Below are 22,464 nucleotides of genomic sequence, written 5' to 3'. Positions count from 1 at the left end.
CCTCATAACAATCCAATTATAACCGCCAATATTCCAAGCAGTGTTGCGCCAAGAATGGTTGGCAATAACTGCCTATTTGTAAATACCGGGCTGAATGCTGAAAAAATTCCCATCATGAACACAAATATCAAAGCAACTGCAATATTGACTAAAATACCCCATGACATGATGTTTGGAGGTATTCCAATGAACAATACTGAAAATATTGCTCCAAGCACAAACATGAAAAATCCTCTTGTTAAATATACGACAGCACGATATTTAGCGGCATATTCCATATATGGCCCTTCAATAACATCACATTTAGCCTTAATTATTGAAAATGGATATTCATTTAATATTATCATGTAACCAATGAAAAATACGATAGCTGCAATTCCACCAGCTACAGTGAACAAGAACGGTCCGTGAGCTTGCTGATATGCGACAATGTCTGCCAAAAATATGCTTCTAGCGGCGGTTACCGGTGCAAACAATGCCAAATACAATGGGAAAGACCCATAAGTAATCATCCTTAAAGACCTTTTTGCACTTATGTCTTCAACAAATGACCTGTTTGCCTTTTTATGAGCTGCACCTTTAATCTGGTCCGGAAACGGCATTCTAACAGACATTATGGATTTTGATAATGCCCCCATCAGCACGTAACAGATTTCCTCAACTTTCAAAAATCCAACAATAGCCACTAAACTTGCCAGTGCAGGTATCTTGTAAGCTTGAGGAGTTAATGCGACAAGGATGCATAAAACAACTATAAAGCAAATTATAGGCAATGACTTATATAACCCTGAAACAGGAGATGAAACCTCAACATTTTCCTTAAACATGAACTTAATAGGAGCCATTATTCCTGGAGAAATCACAAGAGGTCCAATCCTTTGTTGAATTCTTGCATGAATATATTTCCTTTCAATTCCAGGGAGCAATGTTGAAATCACAAAACAAACAAGTACTGTAACGACTACTGCGAAAACTGTATCGATAATTGCATTTCCAAACATTTTTCTATCTCCTAATTATTTCAATTGCCCTGTCCGTACATGTGAAACAAGGGTCACATTGTACAATACACAATTGGGCATCTGTAATCTGATCTCCAATGCAAGCATATTGCATTGCACCAATATTTGCCATTGAAGGAGTTCTTATAATACAGTGCCTTACTCTTCCACTTTCCAAAGCATAAGAATGATACAGGGTTCCCCTTGGAACTTCAATATAACTTTCGGTAATGTCAGTGTCAAACATTTCCCAATCCCTATTAATAACTTTGCCTTCAGGGAGATTGGCTATAGCCTGACGGATGATTTTAATTGATTCAAATGATTCAAGAGCCCTCATTATTAAGTTAGATTTCACATCCCCATCAGGCTGGGTAATCACATTATAATCAAAGTCATCATATTCAAACATTGTTGTTCTTAAATCTCTTGCAACACCTGTAGCCCTGAGAGTCGGTCCGGTTACAGCAAGCTCGATGGCTTGTTTTTGCGGTAAAACTCCAATTCCGGAAATCCTTGACATTACAATTGAATCTGAGGTGAATCTTTCAACAAAACCTGTAAGGCCCTCCTCTATTGCATCCATATCATTTTTAAGCCTTAAAATTTTTGCATCGTCCAAATCACATCTTGGTCTCACTCCACCTAAAACAGAACAGCCATATTGAACCCTGTTACCTCCAATCATTGCGAGCAATTCCATTACTAATTCTCTTAAGTAGAATACCCTCATGGAAAATGTTTCATGAGACAACACTTCACAACCATGTGCTAAATACAAGAAATGTGAATGTAAACGTTCAAGTTCCCCCATAATGACGCGAATATAAACAGCTCTTTGAGGAATTTCAATGCCTAAACCAATTTCTGCAGTTCTGCATGAATTCCATATATGTGAATTGGAACAGATCCCGCAAATTTTTTCAGTAAGTGAATTCGCTTTTTCAACCGGAAGCCCTTCCATAATTCTTTCAATACCACGATGGTTGACACCGATTGTGATTTCTGCTTCCTGAACTATCTCATCCTCAACGAAAAATCTTACCCTATAAGGTTCCAATGCAGCAGGGTGAACCGTACCCATTGGAATTTCCGTTTCAATAATATTGCTTCTTGGTACTTTTTCATCCATTTAATCCCCTCTTTAATCCGCATCCAATAATATAGGTAACAGTGATACAACTCCCGCCAGAACATCCTGTGGCCTTACGGCGCATCCCGGAATCTTTGCATTCACTGGTATAATATTTTCAACTGGCCCTTCGATTTCTTCTGATGGAATGTCCCCATAACAATTTTTGTATACTCCTCCCATCAAAGCGCAACTTCCCGCAGCCACAACTAATTTAGGATTAGGAATAGCTTCATAGATTGCCTCCAATGGTTTTCTATTCAAGTGTGTTACTGGTCCTGTGACAACCAATACATCCGCTTCACGAGGATTCCAGGTTAAAAACACATTATATTGTTCAGCATCAAATCTTGGTGATAATATTGAGTTTACAATTTCAATATCGCATCCATTACATCCACCGGTATAAACCAACATGACGTGTATTGCTCTTGCTCTTGAAAATGATTTAATACCCATCTAATCACCTTCCTCTTTATTTTTCAACACTGTTTTATCTGATAAATATTGTGCAATAATTTTAAGTTTGTCATCTGATATCTTGAACGGCTGTTCGAGACATTCGGAAATATTTACTTCTTGGTCTCCTACACAACTTGGGTGAATTGTTCCTTTTTCACCATAAAGTGAAAATACCGGACAGAAATCATGACAATAATAACATACAACACATTTTTCAAGATTAATTTCAGGTACTTCATCTTTAGTCCATCCATCAGTTAATTTAACAGGACTTGTCAATTTTTTCATCTCAATTGCACCGGTTGGACAGACATTTGCACAGCCCGCACATCCGATGCAGGCATTTTCATCGACCCTATCATCCACTTCTACTGAAAGTGTTGAGATTTGTCTTTTAAGTTCCATGTCTGTAACTCTATCTGCTGCAAAAAAGATTCTTTTAAAGTTAGTAAAAGCTCCTTCTAAAGCTATTCTAAGTACATTTCTCATTTAAATACCCTCTATTGAATCTTTAAAATTTCTTTCGAATAAAAATGCCCTTGCAGGACATGCATTCTTACATGCGCCACAATAAGTACATTTTTCATCGTTGACAACAAAATTACCATCAATTTCATCAATTGCATCATATGAACATGTCTTGTGACATAATCCGCAATGCATACACAATTCCTGTTCGATGAAATTAAATCCATCTTTAATTTCGTTTTTATACATTGTAGACTTAGGAATTGCATCAACAGGACAGTGAACAGCACAGTTTTCACATAAGATACATTTATCCAAATCGACTGAAATTGTTCCCCTGTGAAGAGTGATTGCATCTTCCTGACATACTTCAGAACAGATTCCACATGAAATACAATCATCTGAAACACTGCCATCCCAACTGGCAGTCATGAATTGACGAGCACCAACTTCATCACATACCTGGAAGCATTTTCCACAGGATACACAAAATCCAGATAGTGTAGGAAGTTCCTCATCGTCAAACTCGTCATAAATAAACATTTCCTCATCTTCCCTTAATGTATGGACAGGACATGCATTAATGGCCAATTCATGAGTAATGTTTTCCGTATCTTCTGTTGGATCATATCTTAATTTGCCTTCAATATTCTTAAGTGATTCATTTTCACATAAATCTGCACATAATCCGCAATTTAAACAAGATATTATTTTTCCAGTTGGTTTTTGATTGAGCTTATTGACAACAATCGCAAAATCATCAACAGAAATTGCATTGCGAGGGCAAGCCTTCATACAATTAAGACAAAGTGTACAGGTTGATGTATTAACCATCTGATGCTTATTCATTGATTCATTAGGACATACATCACTACATAATCTGCATTCACTGCAAATTCCTTCATCCCTATCGATTTTCACATGAATTGCAGTTGTTGGACAATATTCCTGACATCTTCCACATAAGATACACTTCTCCGTATCGGTTCCGAAGTAATTCCTTGTTACTTCTTTAACCTTACTTGATGTTTTATGTGGAACATTATCCAACGGAGGATATAATATTTTCAATGACTCAATTAAATTAAGCTGCTTTGATTTTTCAAGTTCATATCCATCAACTCTGGAGTGACTTGGACATGCCCCTTCACAAACCCCGCAACGTGAACAGATACCGTATACAATTCCATCCTCGATAGAAATATTATTTGTAGGACAATTGTACATGCACATTCCACAGCCATTACATTTAGCTCTGTCTACAACATATCCCCCATAGCTATTTTGGAATATAGCACCATTAGGACAGTTTTTATAACATATCCCACAGGTAAGACAGCTAAATGCTTTGCCATTAATCAATTTAATAGCTTTTGTAGGGCATTGTTTAATACATTCTCCTTTTCCATCACATGTATTAGCTGATAAAAACATTTTAAAAACCCCTTATTTACTCCTTGCAAATAGTAGTTTGCCTACAAAAATTCCTATTAAAGCAGATAAAAATGCAGTTGAAATAGGCAAATCGTTATAAAATGGATATGGACCTAATTGCCATGCTACAATAATTCCTGCAATTAATATTACCACAAATGAAGCGAGAGTGAACTTCACACCAAGTGCATCAAGTTTAATTTGAGATCCGATAATCAAACCCAATATAACACCAAATATGATTGGCCCTAGACTTAACATTATTCACCCTCCTCAACTAATTTCTTAAATCCTGCAAATGCTATAACAATTGAGGATAAACCTGCAAATACTTTTAAACCTACAAATATGTTGAGATATGGAATAATTCCAGCATTAGTGACATCAGGATAATGCAAGACATTCTGTATGGTTGCAGGAATGATATTCAATACATCGGTTCCGACATTGTAGAGATAAAATCCTCCGACAAACAAACCGATTAAACCCAATATCACAAAACCTAATGCGCCAATTGATTCTAATACTTCAACATAAAAGTGAGAAAATTCTAGCGGGGAATTGCCTATGCCATAAACAAGAATGGACAATATAATTCCACTAGTAATCATTGCACCACCTTGGAAACCTCCACCAGGAGTGATATGGCCTCCAAGAATAGTCATTATACCTAAACAAATCAATATAATTGAAATCGGCAAAGATATAATCTTTAAAATCATACTACCCTGACTCATTGTTTATCCCCCAATAATCCTCTGCCGAATATTAGTAAAACCACTAATCCGGCAGTTAATAAAATGATTGATTCTCCCAATGTATCATATGCTCTGAAATCAAAAATAACAACAGTTACCATGTTTGGAGCTATTTGAGTTCCCAAAGCATTGTAAATATTACTTACACCAGGATTAATTATGCTGCTTAGATGGAATATCGCATCCAATAAAGTAATAGAAAATATTGCTGTTAAAACCGCAGCAATCAAATTACGAACAGTACCCTTACTAGACAAGATTACCACCCCAGTATAAGAATATGATAATAATACTAAGTGTCACCACTGCATAGAACAGCATTTTCTCCAAAGAATCTTCCTGCTCAATTTTGAACTTTGGAATGAGCGGAATATTTGAAATCAATACGATTGCCAATATCAAAGTTACCAAACCTGCAAGAAGAATACTCACATGCCTTAATAAAACTGCCGCCAACACCAATGAAACAATTAAAAATATTTCTGCTGTGATACTGCCTGAAACATCAGCATTTGTTACAGGGCCTGGTGAGAACAGTTTTCTAAATTGCTTTACAACATTGAATATCTGATCATAAAGTTTCATAATATCCCTCCTACAAAGTTAGAAATTCCATTTGTCACAACATCTGGGAATATACCAAGTAAAACGATGATAATCAGTAACACTCCCATTGCAAAAATCATTGCACGTGGAACATCCTTTTTGCCAAGCTCCAAATCGTTTGGTTTTGGCCTTAAAAACATTGCATAGAATGTTTTTACAAACACTACGAATGTGGCTATACTTACCATGATTGCCAAAATGGATATTTCAGGGAATCCACAACTTAAAGATGCCTGAACAAGCATTAATTTTGATTGGAATCCGCTTAAAGGAGGAACTCCAGCCATTGCCAAACCACCAATCAGAAGCATTATGCTGACTTTTGGATGATATGCCAAAAGACCTCCGAGCTTACGGGTGTCCACTTCATTCGTTGCGTTCACTATTGCGCCAAATCCTATGAATAATAATGCAGTAATAATAATTTCATTCAACGCTTGGAAAAGCCCAGCAGTCAATGCATACTGAGTTCCAAGACCTATACCCAATCCAATGAATCCTAACTCACCGACAGCTAAAAATCCAATCATCCTTCTGAAGTCAGTTTGGGTAAGTGCAAGAGAGACGCCCAATATCATAGCCAAGATAGAGAAGAAGACTATGAGAACTTCAAATATTGGTAGGGATGAATAAATTCTAAACATGATTAATACGATTGAAATCATTGAGATAACTGTAAATGATTGAAGCAAAGCGGCTCCATGAGGTTCAGCTTTTGAATAAATTCCAGATTTTATAGTATGGAATGGTGGCAAACCAGAGGCATATAACCAACCAAAGAATATTAAGCCGAGTGAAAATAAAAATACTGGAGAAGTAATATCAACTAAACCATTATGTACCGCAGCTGCGATATCTGTAACATTTACACTACCTGTCAATGCAAGCAGGAATCCAATTCCCAAAAGCATTATAGGAGACCCAATTGATCCCAAAATCATATATTTTAAAGCCATTTCATAACTGTAGTCTATTGATGAAGCCGCAACGATACCCACCTGTGCCAGAGCCAATATCTCGAAGAACACAAACATGTGGAAAATATCATCTGTCAGCAGCATTGCAGTAACTGCAGCAGTGCCCAAGAACAGCAAGAACAAATAAGGTCCGGAAACTTTCTTATATTTGGTCAGGTAAATGAATACGACCAAAAATGTCAAAAGACCCACACCTGCAATAAATATTTGCTGCAAGAATGTGAATGAATAGGTAATTGCCGGATGATAGAATACACTTGTCACGTTATCCACTAATGGCTCATAACCTCCAAAGTAATGAAGACCATAATTAGAGGCTATAGGTATGATTGGAAGGCAGATTGCAACGACAAATGCAAAAATCTTAGTAGCCTTATTGAATCTTGAAAAAGCACTGATAAGTAATGCTGCCATCAATGGAACAATAACCATAAGTGGAATTAACTCATTCATCGTATTCCTCCTGTTTTGATGTGTCTGCCAACATTACTTTAGTAGATAATGTGCCGTATCTTCTGTATAAAACCATCACTAAAGCAAGCATTACAGCCAAAGTACTTGCACCAATTACAATACTAGTAAGTACCAAACCAAAAGGCAATGGATAAGCAGCATTTGTTGCAAACCAAGATGTATCCATTCCCGGCATTAAAATAGGAACAACACCACCTGGCTTATAACCAATAGCAACTATGAATAAATTAGCGCCTTCTTCAATAAAGCTAATACCAATTATCTTTTTTATGATATTGTCAATGAAAATCGCCGAATATAGTCCAATAATAACCAAAGCAGCGGATGTGACCAATATCGCAAGTTGAACGTATGCCATTAGCTATCCTCCCTTTGAGTCTTTTTAACAGCCAAAGCAATAAATACCGGGACAATCACCGCACCAACAATGGCTTGAGTTAAAGCAACATCGGGCGCAAGTAAAACTTGGAAAAGAACTGCAATAGCTCCACCAGCAAATCCTGTTAAAATTGCGGCCTTTAATAAGTCTTTTTGAACAAGAGCAAGAATTGCGCTTACAACTATAATTATCATTAATACAAACTCTAGCATCTTACTCCCCCTCATAAATTTCCAAAGTAGTAACTGAGAACCTGTCATCCGCTTTTAGTTTTTCTGAATCTTCACTTTCAAAAGCCTGCATCTTATCTTTAGGATGTATGAATGGATGATTATAATCAACTTCCTGTTCAACAGTTATCTCCTCTAAATTATTTTCTCTATCTTCCTTTTTCCAATAAGCATTAGCTATTGCATGTGCTGCAAACGGCGCTATAATAAAGTATATGCCCGCAAGCAGATATTGGCCAAGACCAATCATAGCAATAATACAAGCAATATCAAAAATACCGACAATGTGGATTCTTGCATAGACTGCATTTTTGGTATCTTTTGATATGCTGATAAGCCCTATTGCCGATACAATAATCAGAAATGCTGATATAATAAGAAGGGCAGATGATATATACTTAATCATTCGTCATTCCCTCCCAAAACAGCAGCGAAAGCAACAGTACCTATAAAACCAAAAAATATTAAAGCTAATGATATATCTTTATAGAATTCAAGATTATATATATCTCCCCCAACAAGCAATACCATAGCAAAAGCTACAACAACTACAGAGCTTCCTAAAAGCCCCATTGAGTTAGATTTATATGCACTTGCTCTTAAAGCGGCCAACATCATAATAATTAATGCTATAACCACAATATATTTCGAAATAAACAATATATCCATACTATCTCACTCGATTACTTTAAAAGAAAATGACTATTCAAGCATTTTCTTAATATATTTTTCAAAAGGAATAATATCCTCTTTTTCTCTTGGAGAAATAGCAGCTACTTTAATAATGTTATTTTCACTGTCCAAATCAACAGACAAAGTACCAGGAGTTAAAGAAATACTATTTGCTAATATTGTCTGTGAAACAGGTCTCTCCAATACTGTTTCAATGTCGACAACAACAGGATCAATATTTCTCCTCATTACTGAATTAAAAGCAACATCAATAGTTGATTTAATTATCTGATAAATAAGGTCTAAGAAATAAATAATTCCATAACCGATTCTTGTCAAAAACATTAAATAAGCTCCATTTCATTAATATTAATAATAGCCAAAATATTGACTAAATAATAATATTATTATTTATCATGATTATTTATTATAAATGTATGCTTTTTTAAAAAAATCATATGAATTTGAAATAAAGTAATAAAAAATTTATTGAAAAATTCTAAATGAACAAAATAATTGCTGGATATAAAAATCACGAATAGATTAATAGCCAAAGTTAAAATCAAACAAAAATTATCAAAATTAAAAAACATTATATATTACGATAACTAAATTTAGTCATGCCTAAAGTGATAATATGGAATTAATGGAAAAACTGGAACCCACAATAATATTTCTGGCAATCATCATCGGACTAGTATTTTCCAATGTTGACCTGATAGCTAAAAATGCCAGCTCTCTAATAACCATATTCCTATGTTTAATGCTTTATGGCCTATTTTTGGAGGTTCCTTTAAGCGAACTGAAAAACAGTTTTAAAAACACCAAATTCAGTATCACAAGCCTCTCAATCAATTTTATATGGACCCCATTGTTTGGATACTTTTTAGGTTCAATATTTTTTAAAGGAAACATTGACATTTTCATAGGCTTTTTCATGCTAATATTGACACCATGCACGGATTGGTACTTAGTATTTACAAAACTTGCAAAAGGCGACTTGAAATTAAGTTTATCAATACTGCCAATTAATCTAGTTTTGCAGTTAATCTTGCTTCCAATCTATCTAATACTATTTTTTGCAGCTGAAAATTCTATGGATTATTCACAACTTGCCTATTCACTTTTAACCGTTATTGTAATTCCATTTATTGCAGCGCAGATTACAAAATTCATTCTTAATGACAATTATAGGCAAAAAGCAACGGATTTATTTGCCAAAACTCAAATTTACTTTTTGGCGCTTGCGGTATTCTGCATATTCGCAAGTCAAGGAGAACTATTATTTTCAAATTTAAACTCGCTAACAACCATATTCATTCCATTAATCATATTTTTTGGCGTTAATGTTATTATTGACTTGCTGTTATCCGAAAAAATTAACTTCACTTACTCTGAATATGCCAGTCTGACAATGACAACCCTTGCACGCAACTCACCGCTGGCGCTGGCCATCGCAATAACATCTTTTCCTGGCCATGAGCTGATAGCCATCGCCCTTGTAATCGGACCGTTAATAGAACTGCCTGTGCTATATATTGTCTCAAAATTCTGCTTATGGGTTAAAGATTCAGGATTATTCTTTGTATGCATGAACAATTTATTTTAATGATGATGTAAATTTCCTTAATGGTTTGGTCACTTTCCAGCTTCTGGATTCCTGCATTGATTTGACCCTTCTTTTGCAATCATACAACTCTAAAGCCAACTTACATTCCTTTAAGTTGTCTGAATCGAGAACTATATTCATTTTGTCGAGGTCTTTATCTGCAATTGATAAAGATGCCGCATTGATATTTGATAGTTCGTCCTTAGCTTTCAGGTAATACACATCAGAATCCGCAAATCCCATATAATAAACCAGCTTAACCACCCTGAATGCATCAAATTCATCTTTAAACTCATCAAAAAAGTTATTTTCCCTCAAATAATTTTCGATAATGTCGGAAAGCTTGAAAAAATTAATAGTATTCGAAGACGAATGAACCAAAGAATCATCATTTTCACGATAATAATAGAGATATTCAGGGACAAATGATATCCTGGAGGCTTTCAGCATTGTCTTCACATGGAAAGGAGCATCAGAATACGATTTCATCTCAGGGAAAGTAAATTCTTCGCTGCCCTTTAAAAATCCGGCACTGTACAACTTAAGCCAAGGCGCAAACAAGTCATTTAGAACATGGCTTTTGATATCCTTATAAGTGAATGTGAACCTATTGAAATTGACCTTTTCAAACTCCTTATCCAAGTCAAAAGCGGGGAATTTATACTCCTCATCACCATTTACGAAAATCGCTTTCATGATGCAAAAATCAGAATTGTTTGAGGTGATATTGTCATGCAATTTTTTAAATGCATTCCTATCCAGGAAATCATCGGAATCCATGAAATAGACATAATTGCCATTGATTAATTCCAAGGCCTTGTTTCTGGTTTTTGCAACGCCCATGTTCTCTTGGCTAATTACAGTTATGCGATTGTCTGCTTTTTCATATTCCTTCAATATATCTGGGGACCCATCACTAGAGCCATCATCAATGCATAAAATTTCCATGTCCTTGAACGTCTGATTCAAAAGACTGTCCAAACACCCCTCCAAGTAATCTTCGCTATTGTAAACGGGAAGTATAACTGAAATTTCAACCATGATATTAATTATATGTCTTACTCCTTATTAAATGCCAACGATTAATAGTGAACCAGACACATATTGTTCAAAGAGATTGAATAGGAATGGGGCATGATACAGGATAGCCAAAACGATTAAGGCAAATATAGAACATCTGCCAAAATTCTTATAGACTTTCTTTGAAGACAGAGGAGCAAATATTTTAATTCCTGAAGGCGTGAAGGAATCAAGAACTATGTGAGAAAATACTCCTAAAAATAAGCTCATGACAATTTCAATATAAGAGATGCTGCCGGTTTTAAATATGAACAGGCTGATGAAAAATACTGGTAAAAATATTAACAGCATACGTTTATTCAAAAATAAAAAGCTTAAAAGAGCTATCAAAATTGCCATCAACAGATAATAATCAGATAAAAGAGATATGCTTGCAATTAACTCCAAGCCCCAAATCAGGATTAACGAGACGGCTGAGGTCAATGTCAAAACACCGAAAATCGAATGCGTAAAACTCCTATGCTCTGAAAAATAAAAAGTGACACCCAAAAACACTATCATAAGCCCGATATAATAAGGTAATTTAAGGATATAAAGTGAAATAAACACTATCAATCCTAAAATGATCAACTTATAGACATTATCCTTTTTGAACTTATGGTCAAAGTCTGGAATATTTGCACCAATCAGAGTTAAAGCAATTAACAGAGGACTATGAAAAAACATCAATGAAAGAATTAATGCAAATATGGAATGCCCTTTATAAGACGACATTTTCAAAATCACCTTATTTTTTAATATACCAATATTTAATTATAACATTTTTCCAAGAGCATTTGAAAAGTAATATTTTGAAAAAAAGATAAATAAAGATTTATTTACTAATAAACAATATATTAAAATATATGAATACTAATAGATTTGAAACTTTTTATGATGCAGTTTTGGCAATTGTTATAACAATTTTGGTGCTGAAAATTCCTCAACCTTTAAGTCCGGAATGGGGAGCTTTCTTTTCAAATTATTTGAATATCGCAACATATTTAATAGTGTTCCTATCAATTATCAATATCTGGTACAGCAACCAGAACCTATTTCAACATATTGACACTATAAACAACAAGGCCCTAATCACATATGGAGTTTCAATCTTCTTATTCTCACTATTTCCATATTTCGCATCATGGCTTTCTCTGAATTTGTATTCTTTAACTGCCGAGACAATTTTCGGATTACTAATCCTTTTTGCTAACATTTCCCATATCATATCCGTGGTTGTGGTCTATGGAGCTAACAAATCAAATGAAAAATTAAAAGAGTTGAACATTAAAAAGACTCACTTCATACTGCCTTTACTAATCATAATTATTGGTTTTATAATATCATATACAATATTTATTCCTGGAATCTATCTGGCCTGTTTAGTTGCCGTGGTCTTAAGCATTATCTACAATAGAATGCAGGGTAAGGAATTTGAAGATACTGAAAGATTTGAAGCATTGATTGATGCAATCATAGCCATTATCATAACAATCATTGTGCTTGAAATTCCAATAGCTGCAAATGGCAGTTTAAGCGGTTTATTGGAATTAAAACTTGAATTCATAGCATATGCAGTCAGTTTCATTGTTTGCTTTAATGTGTGGAACTTTACCTACAACTTATTCAGTATTGTAAACAAGATCAATTATAAAGCAATATGGACCATATCACTAGGACTATTCTTTTTATCATTAATCCCTTACTTAACAACATACGTTTCCATGAACTTTCACAGCTTTGTGCCACAATGCATCTATGGGATAGATTTTATCATTATCAATGTCTGCTCTCTAATTGCCACATATGAAATGAAAAAAATAGACCAATCAAACTCATTCCTGCAGGAAGCATTCCAGAACTACAACACCTATTTCTTAAACATCGTGTTCACATGCATTTTCATAATTATCGGCTACTATTTCTATCCTCCGATAATAATCATGTCCTGTATATTTTCAATTATTGTGACATGGATATTCATGCTGAAAAAAATAAACTTGCTCAAATACATTTAAATTTGCAAAAAAAATAATTTTTGAGGAAAATTAATTCCTCATAATTTTGATATTATAAAACAAACTTCTTTAAGCCAATAATACTTAAAATTATAGCTATTATATACCCAATTAAAGAAATCACAGGCATGTCAAATACCATTGGCCCAAATGAAACAACAGAAGAACCAATTAGAAGCGCGGATATCAAGGCGACTATTGAGACCTTATCGTTGATGTCAACTTCGAACTTCAATTTCAATTCTTCATTTTCAATCTTGTGAATTGTCCTTGTAAGAAGCTTCGGCAAGGCCCTAAACATGTGTTCATATAAGATTATGCTGCTCTTTTTGCCTTTCAAGTACTCTTTAGGATTGACTCTTTGTTTAGCTATTTGTTGGGCAATAGGTTTGATTGATGCGAAAACATCGATTTCCGGATCCAGATTGTGTGCAATAGCTTCAACCATGGATATTCCCCTTGCCATTGTAACAATTTCATTTGGAAGAATGACACCGTACTCCTGCATAAGCCCTAGCAGTGCCTCCAACACTCCGTCGAAACGATTTAATTGAACTCCAAAATACCTTCCGAACAAATCATTCAAGTCCCTTCTTAATGTTTTTGTGTCAATATCATAATCCAAGATGTCCATGTACATCAGCTGATTTATCAGTCCGTCTACATCCTGGTCTACAAACAATAACATTACTTCAGAGAGATTGCGTTTAAATTCTTCATCAAAGAATCCCATCATACCCAAATCAAGATAACATACAACATTATTCTCTAAAATCATGATGTTACCTGGATGAGGGTCTCCATGGAAAAATCCGTCGATGAACAGTTGTTGAAGATAAGAATCTAGAACATTCTTTGCCAAAAGTTTCTTATCGAATTCATCGCCTTCACTTTCATATACGTCGTTTAATTTTGCACCGGCTATAAATTCCATTGTTAAAACTTTTGATGAACAATATTTGGCATAGGTGGCTGGAATATGAATATCAGGATTGTCTTCGAAATTCAATTCTATGCGTTGCATATTCATGAATTCATTATTATAATCGATTTCCTTGTGAATTGAACGGTCAAACTCTTCCATGATTCCTGGCAAGTTCAATTTTCTTAAATCAGCATTCCATTTATCGGCACGGTTGGCAATATATTTCATTATCCTTAAATCAAGGTCTATCTTATCAGTGATGCCCTCTTTTTGGATTTTAACTGCAACCCTTTCACCAGTGCTTAATTTAGCTTCATGAACCTGACCAATGGATGCGGTTGCTAAATGTTCATGATGGAAATCTTCAAATAACTCGTCAATATTGCCGTTGAGCTCCCTTTCAACTATTGCCTTAACCTGTTCATAGGTTATGGCAGGATTATCATCTTGCAAGTTGGCCAATTCATCTGCAATTTTTTCGCCGACAATATCCGGCCTTGTACTTAACAGCTGGCCTAACTTAATGAAAGTAGTTCCCAATTCCTGAAGCATCAATCTTAATTTTTCAGGAATTTCATCATCCAACAAAAGACTATCTGAATCATCGTCTTTTGAACGTATTTTACTTTTAGCTGTTTGAGCTAAAATCTTATCAAAGCCATACTTTTTTAAAGCTGCTCTGATTTCTCCCAAACGTTGTTTTGTTTCCTTATCCATAAATATCACTTATCCAATTAATCCTCAACTGCACCAGTTGTCAAGAAAGCTATTCCTTCCAAAATCAGACATAATCCAACGAGGATTGATGTATATAGCGGTTGTGCGAGTGAATAAAAAGCAAGACCGCATGCTATTATGCCCAAGATTAAAATCAATACTGAGGTGATTTTTGATATTGACCCCACTCCGAAAATAATTCCTGATATACCAATAAATATCATTACAAATGCAATTAAATAAAATAAGAATCCAACAAGGAAAGACAATACATCAATTTCATAAATAAATAATAATCCAAATAGTATTGCACAAATTCCCAATAATATATTAATCACTGAAACATGAGCCATCATGCTCCATACAGAAAATCCGTCAATGATAGAGGCAAATCCAAATACTATTAAACATATGCCTGCAATCCAGGATACTGCTGCTGCACTATACAAGGGGCAAATTATAAAAATTAAACCCAATATAATCAATATAATTCCAAGCATTTTCTTATAATCCATAAAAATCACCTTATTTAAGATTATAGTAAAAAATATTATATATATTTTAATATAATATTTATTAAAAGTTAAAAAATTGAATATTAACTCTATTAATTAAAAAAAAGGTGGGAAAAAATGTCAAAAATGTCAAAAATTGTGGAAACCGCTTTGGACATAAAACATCGCGAATATGTCGACGATGCTGAGAAAGCTGATGAACATATGAAAGAGCGTTCCCTTGAAGAAGATGAAGATTATAAAATACCAAAAAGGATTTACCGCACTAAAGTTGAAAGCAAAGATTTGTTCGGATGCCAAATGGTGATTTTCAATGAAAATGAAGATGTTGAACGCCTGGTCATATATCTTCATGGAGGAATATATGTAAACGAGATTAGAAACCCTCACATCTCATTTTGCGATAAACTTGCAAAAAAAATTAATGCAACAGTATTTGCTCCACTTTATCCGCTTGCTCCAAATCATACTTATGAGGAAACCTATGAAATTGTTGAAAAATTGTATAAAGATTTACTAACAATTAACAAACCTATTATTGTCATGGGGGATTCTGCCGGAGGAGGATTGTCTGCAGCATTTTGTGAATATTTGGCGATGAATGAATTGCCTCAACCTAAAAACCTGATTTTGATATCACCATGGCTTGATGTATCAATGTCTGGGGATTATGATGAAGTCGAATTTGATCCTATGCTTGGGGTAGACGGCTTGCGCGAGATGGGTGAAACCTGGGCTGGTGACTTGGATCCAAAAGATTATAAAGTAAGTCCCCTATTTGGAGATATAAAAAAGCTTCCAAAAACTACACTATTTGTAGGAACCCATGAAATATTCTATCCGGACGTAGTTAAATTTTACAACAAACTAAAAGATAACGGCATTGACGTTGAGTTGAACATTGGCGAGGAAATGACTCATGTTTATCCTATCTATCCGTTAGTTCCGGAATCAAAAGAGGCGTTTAAACATATTGTTGAAATAATCTTAGAGAAACATTAAGATTTAAATATGTTTTGCCGAATTTAAAATTATTGTAAATACTCTAGAGTATTTTACATTCTTTTTAATGAAATTAGTTCAGTTCGCATGAAAATAAAATTTTCTAGCAATGCGAATATTACAATATTGAATTATACGATTATCTCTAGAAAGATTCATACCCCAAAATAATCAAGAAAACTTTTCATTTGCCCAATAGATGTCTTAACGCTACCTTCACTAACACTGGAAAAAGGACATAAGACTTCACATGTAACTGCTGGAATGCCTTTTAGATTACATACGTCTTCAACAGCACCTTTATAAGAAGTGCCTGCAAAATCAAAGGCAATCATTTCAGAGCCTACATCTTTTGAAATGTAATTAGCTATGAGATAACTTTCTGGAGATGGGGCTTTTGATGAGAAAACAGACTCAAAACCGGGATTTGAGTTATATGCAGTGGAGTGGAAATCACCTACAAAATTAACACCTAATTTCAATGCGGTCTGCAAAATCAAATTGCTAAGAGAATTATTAACATGAGCAGACCTATTCAAATCCAATGAATTGAAAGTTCTCTCACTGTTCATCGAAGACTTCGGAGCTGCAAACGGAATGAAATATATGGTATGTGAAAGGTCACGGCCAATTAATTCATTGAATAACTTAACGCTAGCTATTTGGGGAGGCAATTCGTTTCCATGAATACCGGATATCATTAACAGTTTATTGCCTCCATCACCCATCTTAAAAATCGGCGTTCCAAAAACAGACTTTTCCAAAATAAGTTTGCTTAAATCAGTCAATTCAATCTGTGAAAATAAATTCTTATTTCTGGAAATGTAGCCCCCTGAAAAATCACAAACATATGCCATTTCCAAATTTTCAAATTGACTAACTTTTTTAAATTCCATATATTTAATTACATTAACGCCCTTATTTATAAATTAGTATGAAATTGAAGAAATATATCAAAAATTTAATCAGATTGGTCAATTATGAAAGGGATGCTGAAATTGAACTGATGAGATTCGAAATAGCCCATATGTCCGGTCAAAAAAGAGAAGAGCTAGGCCGTGCCATAAACAAAGTTAAAGGAAAGTATATTGGAGAGGAATTAGGGCTTAAAATAGTTCAATTTGGAAGGTCTGAAATCATAGAAACCGAAATATCCGTTGGGGATATGGTATTGGTAAGCACTGCCAATCCATTAAGCAGCGATTTTACAGGAACTGTCACTGAAAAAGGCGCCCGTTTCATTAAAGTGGCATTCGACAAAAGAATCCCAAGATGGGTTTTAAAAAAGAAAGTGAGACTCGATTTATATGCCAATGACATCACATTCAGAAGGATGGAAGATAATCTAAAACACTTAAGCTTAAAAGGAAAAAATGCGCTAGAGTACATTTTAAGCGAAAGAAATCCTAAAAAAAATAGATCTACACCTTATATTGACTATATCGATGAATCACTTAACGAATCTCAAAAAAGCGCTATCGAAAATGCCCTTTCATGTGAAAACTTTTATCTGATTCACGGCCCCTTTGGAACTGGAAAAACAAGAACCCTAGTTGAATTGATATCGCAGGAAACCCGGCAAAATCATAAAGTACTGGCAACAGCTGAAAGCAATGCTGCAGTCGACAATATTCTAGAGAGATTGATGGAAAACAAAAAACTAAACCTAACAAGGCTAGGGCATCCTCAAAGAGTTTCAAAACACAACATCACACAAACTCTAGCGTATAAAGTTGAAAATCATAAGTTAAATAAGAAAATTAAAAAGATTCGCAAGAAGATTGATAACTTAATTGAAAAAAGAAGCGTTCATACGAAGCCAACTCCACAATACCGCAGAGGATATGGGGATTATGACATTTTATTCAATGCATCCAAAGGAAAAGGCGGTCGGGGAATTTCACCAGAGAAAATGAAATCAATGGCTCAATGGATTGAATATAACCAGCAGGTTGATGAGCTTCACGATGAGATAAGAAGGGTGGAAAATAAAATGATTCGAGATATCATTGAAACCAGTGATGTCATTCTATCCACAAACTCCTCTGCAGCACTGGAATCAATTGCAAGGACAAAATTCGATGTTGCAATCATCGATGAAGCTTCACAGGCCACCATTCCAAGCGTTTTGATTCCAATAGCCAAAGCCCATAGATTCATCCTTGCAGGAGACCATAAACAACTTCCACCGACAATAATAAGTGATAAAGCAGGGTCACTTGAGAAAACATTATTTGAAGAGCTGATCAGATTATATCCATTTAAATCACAATTATTGAATGTTCAATACCGTATGAATTCGCTTCTAATGAAATTTCCAAATGCAGAATTTTACAATAACAATTTAAAAAGTGACTCCTCAGTTGATGACATAACAATCAATGACATTATAAACACAGATAGTGAAGAGGAAGCTATGCTATTTGTCGATACTTCAAAACTAGATTCAGAAGGTGAAAGACATCTCAAAGATTCAAAATCAATCATTAATAGATTAGAAGCAGATATTGCCGTGAAATTAGCAGACGATTATTTAAATATCGGCCTTGAGGAGACCGACATCGGCATAATAAGCCCCTATGCTGACCAAGTGAAAATCATTCAGGATAAAACACCGGTTGAAGTGAAAACGGTTGACGGTTTTCAAGGAAGAGAAAAGGAAATCATCATCATATCAACTGTCAGAAGCAATGATGGCGGAAATATTGGTTTTTTAAGTGACCTTCGAAGATTAAATGTCGCAATAACACGTGCTAAAAGGAAACTCATAATTATCGGCAACATAAACACATTAGAAAGCAATCCGACATATTCCCGACTAATAGATTTTGCAAGGAAAAATAATGTTTTAGTGGAAATCTAATTTTTAGGCATACCTAAACTTTTATATACTAGTAACTACAACATTATAAACAAGAGAACAAAGTCAAAGCTTTCTTCTCTTATAACTCTTAATTGAGATTTCATTTTTAAAAAGCCCATATAACATTCAACCTCAATTATTAGCTCAATTAAGAGTTTTCTTCTGCCTCATTTTTTCAAAAATTATTAAATACTATTAAAAACAAAAATATTTTTTGATAATCATTCTTATCAAAACAATTATGGTGATTAAATGACTGATAAAGTACTTTTAGCATTCAGTGGTGGACTAGATACCTCTGTATGTGTTAAATTATTAGAAGAAGAATACAATGTAGAAGTTATCACTGCATGTGTAGATGTAGGACAAGGCGAAGAAGAAATGGAAAAAGCAAAAGCAAGTGCGGCCAAAATTGGAGGCTTAAAACATTATAATATAGATGCTAAAGAAGAATTTGCTAACGAATACATCGCACGTGGAATAAAAGCAAATGCCGAATACGAAGGATACCCATTAAGTACTGCATTTGCAAGACCCCTGATTGCTCAAAAACTTATAGAAGTAGCTGAAAAAGAAGGGGCAACAGCTATTGCACACGGCTGTACCGGAAAAGGAAACGATCAATTCAGATTCGAAGCAATTATTCTTGCAATGTCTGATTTGGATATCATTGCACCAATCAGAGAAATGAATCTAACAAGAACAGAAGAAAAGGCATATGCAGAATCAAAAGGTATCGAATTAAGCTATGATAAAATTTACAGTATCGATGAAAACCTTTGGGGAAGAGCAATAGAAGGAGACGTCTTAGAAGACCCTGCAAACGAACCTCCTGAAGACATTTACGAATGGACCGCATCATGGGAAGATGCTAAAGGCGAACCAGAAAAAGTATCCATTGAATTTGAAGAAGGCATTCCTGTAGCAATCAACGGCGAAATGATGCCTTTAATTGACATTATCAAAAAAGCAAATGAAATTGCAGGATCTCATGGCATCGGCAGAGTAGACACAATTGAAAACAGAATGATTGGCATTAAAAGTAGGGAAATCTACGAAACCCCTGGTGCAAAATTATTAATTGCAGCTCACCAAGCATTAGAAGAATTAGTTTTAACAACTGACGAATTAAGATTTGCTGAATACATGTCAACACTCTATGCTGATTTAGTCTACGGAGCACTATGGCAAGAACCTTTAAGAGAGGACCTTGACCAAGCAATCGATAAAATGCAGGAAAGAGTGAGTGGAGAAGTTGTAATGAAAATTTTCAAAGGCTCAATCCAACCAATAGTCAGAAAATCTCCATTCAGCTTACATAGCATAGAACAGATTACCTTTGAAGACAAGGAAACAGAACAAAGTGAAGTTGAAGGCATGATTAAATACCATGGTCTTCAAGCTGCAAATTATCAAAAATTAAACAGATAGCTTTCAAGCTATCACATTACTTCTTTTTTTGTACCGCTTCGATGAAATATTCATTGAAAAATCCACGATTATAATCAAATAACTGTTTAAAGCTGGAATCGATGATATACATTACACACCAATCATCCACATCCCTAATCCCACGGCCATATGCCTGCATTAGTGCCATGACTGTTTGATAATAAAACCATTTAGGGTCCAAATTTCTACGATATTTCACCTGCTCATTCAATTGAGGATAAGGAATCTTAAATACAATCTGGAACCTGCATAAATCCCCTTTAAAATCAACACCATCCTTAATGGATGCACCTATAAGAACAATACTTTCATTCGATTCTGTGAATTCCTTTAAAACGATGTTTCTATCTTCACCACCAACAAAAACCAATGGATAATCTTTTAGATTTTGAATAATCCAGAAAGCCTGTTCATTGCTTGACGTGTGAATAACACCTTTTTCATCCTGATGCTTATCCAGCAGTTCTTTAATCTTTTTGATGGCCCTCTTATTTTTCCAATTAGGAATGCCTCTTGTTTTTCCACTCATCCTGCCGACAAAATCTGTATAAATGGGCCTTTTAGCCACATCAAAAGGACTTTTCTCATAGATATAAAATGTTTCATCAGGATTGATATTATTCCATTCACAGAACTTATCCTTACTGCCCAATGTTCCTGTCAAAAATATGCGAATGTTGCCCAATTCCAGCAAGTTTTGAGTATCATCCAAAACGGAAAAGGGTTTGAATTCGGCGGAGATGTCCATCTCTCCAGATAAAATAGCATCCCTGTTAGGCAAATCAATGATTAAATCTTCAGATGACAGGCCCAAACTGATTGATGCAAAGGATTTCATGTCCTGCTCCAAATTTTGTTTTTCGACATAGTCGAAATTAGAATATTTGGAGGGGTCACTTTCAAATTCATCCAACGTGACCTGAACTGACTTATTGGCATCCCCTTCAATCTTTTTAATCCTTTTTTTACATTCCTTAACCAGGTCATCGCACAGTTGAATCCAATATGATGAATTTCTTTTCAAATCATTCATGGATTTAGTGGCATGCATTAATGGTTCGAAAATATCAATTCCAAACTTAGTTGATATGTATTCCCGATTCAGCTCTGAAGATGACAACATCAACATTTTACGCTCTAAATTATGAGCCTCATCTAAAATTAGCAGTTCGCGTGAGTCCAAAAGAGGATTGGCAACTCCAGCATAATAAAGAAAATCATAATTTGTGATGACATTTTTGGCTTCTGTCGCCTTTCTAAAAGCTATTTGATATTCGCAATCCGAACATCTTCTCAAATTATACTCTGCCTTAATACAAAAGTCGCAGCTGCCCTTATAGTTGCATTTGTAATTTCCACGACCTTTAATCTCAACAAGCATGTCGCCAAAATCATCCAAATACTGCTCCTGAAGCTGCTTTGTCATTGTCAATATATACGAATCGTCATACATGTTGGCAAGAGTTGTAGCTATGGCGCTCTTTCCAATGCCTGTTCCCGCCTCCAAAATAATGTTTTTAAAGCCTTCGCCAATTGCAAAATTGATTTGATTAATGAGTTTAATCTGGCTATTCCGGGGACTATATTTGGGAAGCGACCAATAGACCATCCAATCCAGATTAGAATTTGTATTTACCATGAATTTCCTCTAAAAGTTACTAACAACTTAATAATATTATGTAAAAAATTATATTTAAAACTTTATTTTTGA

26 protein-coding genes are annotated in these 22,464 nt (G+C 34.8%); 5 read left to right on the top strand and 21 right to left on the bottom strand.

The window, feature by feature from the left end:
- Positions 1-2: 2 nt before the first annotated feature.
- Genes IJE64_RS00310 through IJE64_RS00240 form a run of 15 tightly spaced genes read right to left on the bottom strand, consistent with a single transcriptional unit; the run spans position 3 to position 8,938 of the window.
- On the bottom strand, positions 3-1,001 hold the full coding sequence (locus IJE64_RS00310) for a respiratory chain complex I subunit 1 family protein (RefSeq protein ID WP_292780378.1): 999 nt from the start codon (positions 999-1,001) through the stop codon (positions 3-5).
- Between the two features lie 4 nt (positions 1,002-1,005).
- Positions 1,006-2,133: a nickel-dependent hydrogenase large subunit gene (locus tag IJE64_RS00305; RefSeq protein WP_292780375.1), complete on the bottom strand. Its 1,128-nt coding sequence runs from the start codon at positions 2,131-2,133 to the stop codon at positions 1,006-1,008.
- A gap of 12 nt (positions 2,134-2,145) precedes the next feature.
- Positions 2,146-2,592, bottom strand: a complete 447-nt coding sequence (locus IJE64_RS00300; protein WP_292780372.1) for an NADH-quinone oxidoreductase subunit B family protein — start codon at positions 2,590-2,592, stop codon at positions 2,146-2,148.
- Positions 2,593-3,084 (bottom strand): 4Fe-4S binding protein, encoded by a 492-nt coding sequence (locus IJE64_RS00295; RefSeq protein ID WP_292780369.1) that lies wholly within the window; start codon positions 3,082-3,084, stop codon positions 2,593-2,595.
- Positions 3,085-4,497: a 4Fe-4S binding protein gene (locus IJE64_RS00290; RefSeq protein ID WP_292780366.1), complete on the bottom strand. Its 1,413-nt coding sequence runs from the start codon at positions 4,495-4,497 to the stop codon at positions 3,085-3,087. It lies immediately after the preceding gene.
- A 12-nt stretch (positions 4,498-4,509) separates the two neighbouring features.
- The gene (locus IJE64_RS00285; RefSeq protein WP_292780364.1) at positions 4,510-4,758 is read right to left on the bottom strand and encodes an energy-converting hydrogenase B subunit J; all 249 of its coding nucleotides are present in this window, start codon (positions 4,756-4,758) and stop codon (positions 4,510-4,512) included.
- Positions 4,758-5,234: an MnhB domain-containing protein gene (locus IJE64_RS00280; protein ID WP_292780361.1), complete on the bottom strand. Its 477-nt coding sequence runs from the start codon at positions 5,232-5,234 to the stop codon at positions 4,758-4,760. The genes IJE64_RS00285 and IJE64_RS00280 overlap by 1 nt, the downstream gene beginning before the upstream one ends.
- Positions 5,231-5,515, bottom strand: a complete 285-nt coding sequence (locus tag IJE64_RS00275) for an EhbH (RefSeq protein WP_394355581.1) — start codon at positions 5,513-5,515, stop codon at positions 5,231-5,233. The genes IJE64_RS00280 and IJE64_RS00275 overlap by 4 nt, the downstream gene beginning before the upstream one ends.
- Positions 5,505-5,840, bottom strand: a complete 336-nt coding sequence (locus IJE64_RS00270; RefSeq protein WP_292780356.1) for a hydrogenase — start codon at positions 5,838-5,840, stop codon at positions 5,505-5,507. Before IJE64_RS00270 ends, IJE64_RS00275 begins: the two co-directional genes overlap by 11 nt.
- Positions 5,837-7,291 (bottom strand): energy conserving hydrogenase EhbF, encoded by a 1,455-nt coding sequence (gene ehbF / locus IJE64_RS00265; RefSeq protein ID WP_292780354.1) that lies wholly within the window; start codon positions 7,289-7,291, stop codon positions 5,837-5,839. Before ehbF ends, IJE64_RS00270 begins: the two co-directional genes overlap by 4 nt.
- Complete coding sequence (locus IJE64_RS00260) at positions 7,284-7,670, bottom strand: cation:proton antiporter subunit C (RefSeq protein ID WP_292780350.1); 387 nt, start codon at positions 7,668-7,670, stop codon at positions 7,284-7,286. The genes ehbF and IJE64_RS00260 overlap by 8 nt, the downstream gene beginning before the upstream one ends.
- A complete protein-coding gene (locus tag IJE64_RS00255; RefSeq protein WP_292780347.1) occupies positions 7,670-7,903 on the bottom strand; it encodes a DUF4040 domain-containing protein in 234 nt (77 codons plus the stop codon). The genes IJE64_RS00260 and IJE64_RS00255 overlap by 1 nt, the downstream gene beginning before the upstream one ends.
- Position 7,904: 1 nt before the next feature.
- Positions 7,905-8,327 carry a cation:proton antiporter gene (locus tag IJE64_RS00250; protein WP_292780345.1) on the bottom strand — a complete coding sequence of 141 codons (423 nt, stop codon included), beginning with the start codon at positions 8,325-8,327 and terminating at the stop codon, positions 7,905-7,907.
- Positions 8,324-8,590, bottom strand: a complete 267-nt coding sequence (locus tag IJE64_RS00245) for a hypothetical protein (protein ID WP_292780343.1) — start codon at positions 8,588-8,590, stop codon at positions 8,324-8,326. The genes IJE64_RS00250 and IJE64_RS00245 overlap by 4 nt, the downstream gene beginning before the upstream one ends.
- 33 nt (positions 8,591-8,623) lie before the next feature.
- On the bottom strand, positions 8,624-8,938 hold the full coding sequence (locus tag IJE64_RS00240) for a monovalent cation/H+ antiporter subunit E (RefSeq protein WP_292780341.1): 315 nt from the start codon (positions 8,936-8,938) through the stop codon (positions 8,624-8,626).
- A gap of 292 nt (positions 8,939-9,230) precedes the next feature.
- On the opposite strand from IJE64_RS00240, the gene IJE64_RS00235 reads away from it, so the two are divergent.
- A complete protein-coding gene (locus IJE64_RS00235; RefSeq protein WP_292780338.1) occupies positions 9,231-10,202 on the top strand; it encodes an arsenic resistance protein in 972 nt (323 codons plus the stop codon).
- On the opposite strand, the gene IJE64_RS00230 is transcribed toward IJE64_RS00235, so the two are convergent.
- Positions 10,194-11,243, bottom strand: a complete 1,050-nt coding sequence (locus IJE64_RS00230) for a glycosyltransferase family A protein (RefSeq protein WP_292780335.1) — start codon at positions 11,241-11,243, stop codon at positions 10,194-10,196. The genes IJE64_RS00235 and IJE64_RS00230 overlap by 9 nt on opposite strands.
- A gap of 27 nt (positions 11,244-11,270) precedes the next feature.
- The gene (locus IJE64_RS00225; RefSeq protein WP_292780333.1) at positions 11,271-11,996 is read right to left on the bottom strand and encodes a metal-dependent hydrolase; all 726 of its coding nucleotides are present in this window, start codon (positions 11,994-11,996) and stop codon (positions 11,271-11,273) included.
- Positions 11,997-12,127: 131 nt separating this feature from the next.
- Here IJE64_RS00225 and IJE64_RS00220 point away from each other — a divergent pair, with 131 nt between their 5' ends.
- Positions 12,128-13,279 carry a TMEM175 family protein gene (locus IJE64_RS00220; RefSeq protein ID WP_292780330.1) on the top strand — a complete coding sequence of 384 codons (1,152 nt, stop codon included), beginning with the start codon at positions 12,128-12,130 and terminating at the stop codon, positions 13,277-13,279.
- Positions 13,280-13,331: 52 nt separating this feature from the next.
- On the opposite strand, the gene IJE64_RS00215 is transcribed toward IJE64_RS00220, so the two are convergent.
- A complete protein-coding gene (locus IJE64_RS00215) occupies positions 13,332-14,921 on the bottom strand; it encodes an AarF/ABC1/UbiB kinase family protein (RefSeq protein ID WP_292780327.1) in 1,590 nt (529 codons plus the stop codon).
- A 17-nt stretch (positions 14,922-14,938) separates the two neighbouring features.
- The gene (locus IJE64_RS00210; RefSeq protein ID WP_292780324.1) at positions 14,939-15,436 is read right to left on the bottom strand and encodes a DUF308 domain-containing protein; all 498 of its coding nucleotides are present in this window, start codon (positions 15,434-15,436) and stop codon (positions 14,939-14,941) included.
- A 117-nt stretch (positions 15,437-15,553) separates the two neighbouring features.
- Between IJE64_RS00210 and IJE64_RS00205 the strand changes: the two genes are divergently transcribed.
- On the top strand, positions 15,554-16,438 hold the full coding sequence (locus IJE64_RS00205; RefSeq protein WP_292780321.1) for an alpha/beta hydrolase: 885 nt from the start codon (positions 15,554-15,556) through the stop codon (positions 16,436-16,438).
- Positions 16,439-16,593: 155 nt separating this feature from the next.
- Here IJE64_RS00205 and IJE64_RS00200 read toward each other — a convergent pair whose 3' ends face one another.
- Positions 16,594-17,334, bottom strand: a complete 741-nt coding sequence (locus IJE64_RS00200; protein WP_292780318.1) for a succinylglutamate desuccinylase/aspartoacylase family protein — start codon at positions 17,332-17,334, stop codon at positions 16,594-16,596.
- A gap of 44 nt (positions 17,335-17,378) precedes the next feature.
- Between IJE64_RS00200 and IJE64_RS00195 the strand changes: the two genes are divergently transcribed.
- Together IJE64_RS00195 and IJE64_RS00190 are read left to right on the top strand one after the other, a co-directional pair.
- Positions 17,379-19,301, top strand: a complete 1,923-nt coding sequence (locus tag IJE64_RS00195) for an IGHMBP2 family helicase (RefSeq protein ID WP_342764980.1) — start codon at positions 17,379-17,381, stop codon at positions 19,299-19,301.
- 252 nt (positions 19,302-19,553) lie between these two features.
- Positions 19,554-20,732, top strand: a complete 1,179-nt coding sequence (locus IJE64_RS00190) for an argininosuccinate synthase (RefSeq protein ID WP_292780312.1) — start codon at positions 19,554-19,556, stop codon at positions 20,730-20,732.
- Positions 20,733-20,748: 16 nt separating this feature from the next.
- Here IJE64_RS00190 and IJE64_RS00185 read toward each other — a convergent pair whose 3' ends face one another.
- Positions 20,749-22,392, bottom strand: a complete 1,644-nt coding sequence (locus IJE64_RS00185; protein ID WP_292780309.1) for a helicase C-terminal domain-containing protein — start codon at positions 22,390-22,392, stop codon at positions 20,749-20,751.
- Between the last annotated feature and the right edge of the window lie 72 nt (positions 22,393-22,464).

It is taken from the genome of Methanobrevibacter sp., assembly GCF_017409525.1.
Taxonomy (GTDB): domain Archaea; phylum Methanobacteriota; class Methanobacteria; order Methanobacteriales; family Methanobacteriaceae; genus Methanocatella.
This window is presented reverse-complemented; position numbering and strand designations above follow the sequence as displayed.

Excerpts from the sequence above, each read along its gene's own strand:
- IJE64_RS00310 (WP_292780378.1), bottom strand. The coding sequence starts at position 1,001 with ATGTTTGGAAATGCAATTATCGATACAGTTTTCGCAGTAGTCGTTACA.
- ehbF (WP_292780354.1), bottom strand. The coding sequence starts at position 7,291 with ATGAATGAGTTAATTCCACTTATGGTTATTGTTCCATTGATGGCAGCA.
- IJE64_RS00300 (WP_292780372.1), bottom strand. The coding sequence starts at position 2,592 with ATGGGTATTAAATCATTTTCAAGAGCAAGAGCAATACACGTCATGTTG.
- IJE64_RS00255 (WP_292780347.1), bottom strand. The coding sequence starts at position 7,903 with ATGCTAGAGTTTGTATTAATGATAATTATAGTTGTAAGCGCAATTCTT.
- IJE64_RS00245 (WP_292780343.1), bottom strand. The coding sequence starts at position 8,590 with ATGGATATATTGTTTATTTCGAAATATATTGTGGTTATAGCATTAATT.
- IJE64_RS00260 (WP_292780350.1), bottom strand. The coding sequence starts at position 7,670 with ATGGCATACGTTCAACTTGCGATATTGGTCACATCCGCTGCTTTGGTT.
- IJE64_RS00205 (WP_292780321.1), top strand. The coding sequence starts at position 15,554 with ATGTCAAAAATGTCAAAAATTGTGGAAACCGCTTTGGACATAAAACAT.
- IJE64_RS00235 (WP_292780338.1), top strand. The coding sequence starts at position 9,231 with ATGGAATTAATGGAAAAACTGGAACCCACAATAATATTTCTGGCAATC.
- IJE64_RS00190 (WP_292780312.1), top strand. The coding sequence starts at position 19,554 with ATGACTGATAAAGTACTTTTAGCATTCAGTGGTGGACTAGATACCTCT.
- IJE64_RS00305 (WP_292780375.1), bottom strand. The coding sequence starts at position 2,133 with ATGGATGAAAAAGTACCAAGAAGCAATATTATTGAAACGGAAATTCCA.
- IJE64_RS00200 (WP_292780318.1), bottom strand. The coding sequence starts at position 17,334 with ATGGAATTTAAAAAAGTTAGTCAATTTGAAAATTTGGAAATGGCATAT.
- IJE64_RS00250 (WP_292780345.1), bottom strand. The coding sequence starts at position 8,327 with ATGATTAAGTATATATCATCTGCCCTTCTTATTATATCAGCATTTCTG.
- IJE64_RS00230 (WP_292780335.1), bottom strand. The coding sequence starts at position 11,243 with ATGGTTGAAATTTCAGTTATACTTCCCGTTTACAATAGCGAAGATTAC.
- IJE64_RS00270 (WP_292780356.1), bottom strand. The coding sequence starts at position 5,840 with ATGAAACTTTATGATCAGATATTCAATGTTGTAAAGCAATTTAGAAAA.
- IJE64_RS00185 (WP_292780309.1), bottom strand. The coding sequence starts at position 22,392 with ATGGTAAATACAAATTCTAATCTGGATTGGATGGTCTATTGGTCGCTT.
- IJE64_RS00280 (WP_292780361.1), bottom strand. The coding sequence starts at position 5,234 with ATGAGTCAGGGTAGTATGATTTTAAAGATTATATCTTTGCCGATTTCA.
- IJE64_RS00220 (WP_292780330.1), top strand. The coding sequence starts at position 12,128 with ATGAATACTAATAGATTTGAAACTTTTTATGATGCAGTTTTGGCAATT.
- IJE64_RS00295 (WP_292780369.1), bottom strand. The coding sequence starts at position 3,084 with ATGAGAAATGTACTTAGAATAGCTTTAGAAGGAGCTTTTACTAACTTT.
- IJE64_RS00225 (WP_292780333.1), bottom strand. The coding sequence starts at position 11,996 with ATGTCGTCTTATAAAGGGCATTCCATATTTGCATTAATTCTTTCATTG.
- IJE64_RS00285 (WP_292780364.1), bottom strand. The coding sequence starts at position 4,758 with ATGTTAAGTCTAGGGCCAATCATATTTGGTGTTATATTGGGTTTGATT.
- IJE64_RS00210 (WP_292780324.1), bottom strand. The coding sequence starts at position 15,436 with ATGGATTATAAGAAAATGCTTGGAATTATATTGATTATATTGGGTTTA.
- IJE64_RS00290 (WP_292780366.1), bottom strand. The coding sequence starts at position 4,497 with ATGTTTTTATCAGCTAATACATGTGATGGAAAAGGAGAATGTATTAAA.
- IJE64_RS00215 (WP_292780327.1), bottom strand. The coding sequence starts at position 14,921 with ATGGATAAGGAAACAAAACAACGTTTGGGAGAAATCAGAGCAGCTTTA.
- IJE64_RS00240 (WP_292780341.1), bottom strand. The coding sequence starts at position 8,938 with ATGTTTTTGACAAGAATCGGTTATGGAATTATTTATTTCTTAGACCTT.